Below are 815 nucleotides of genomic sequence, written 5' to 3'. Positions count from 1 at the left end.
CGGAACTTGGTGCAGAATTAATCCAAGCCCTGGGCGCTGCTGAACGGCTTGCTGAATTATTGCAAAAACAGCCCACTATTTTAGCTCCCAAAGTTCCTTTACCATTGGCACAACCTGTCCAAGGCGCAATCATTTTTGATCAGGTTGATTTTACATATCCTTCTAGACCAAAAGAAAAGATTTTGCGCTCTCTTTCCTTTTCTGTCAAAGCGGGCGAGACTGTGCCTTTTGTTGGTGCTTCAGGTGCAGAAAAAAGCACCATTTTTTCGCTGATTCTTCGTTTTTATGATCCAAACAGCGGTCAAATCCGCTTTGATGGTACTGAAATTAACAGCCTTTCTCTCCAAGATTTACGCAGTTCAATTTCTTATGTCCCCCAAGATGTAGCTATTTTTGACGGCACATTACGGGATAATATTACTTTTGGTAGCGAAAATATTAATGAAGAGCAAATCATTGCCACAGCCAAAACAGCCAATGCACTTGAATTTATCCAAGCCTTGCCAAAAGGTTTTGATACTGAGGTTGGAGAACGTGGTACCATGCTTTCTGGTGGACAGAAACAGCGTATTGGTATTGCACGTGCGATTTTTAAAAATGCTCCTCTTTTGTTACTTGATGAGGCAACCTCAGCTTTAGATGCAAGCAGCGAAAAGTTGGTGCAAGAAGCCTTGGAAGGTCTGATGCAAAATCGAACAACACTGGTGATTGCTCACCGTTTAGCAACGATTTCAAAAGCAGATCGCATTCTGGTGATGGAAAAAGGGACTCTTGTTGAAGAGGGAACACATGCGGAACTCGTTGCACAAAATGGC

At 42.7% G+C, this 815-nt stretch carries 1 protein-coding gene; it reads left to right on the top strand.

Annotation, left to right across the window (positions count from 1 at the left end):
* On the top strand, positions 1-815 hold an 815-nt coding region (locus ACFIK8_RS10850; RefSeq protein WP_375669431.1), incomplete at both ends, for an ABC transporter ATP-binding protein.

The organism is Bartonella sp. MR168JLCBS (assembly GCF_042194175.1).
This window is presented reverse-complemented; position numbering and strand designations above follow the sequence as displayed.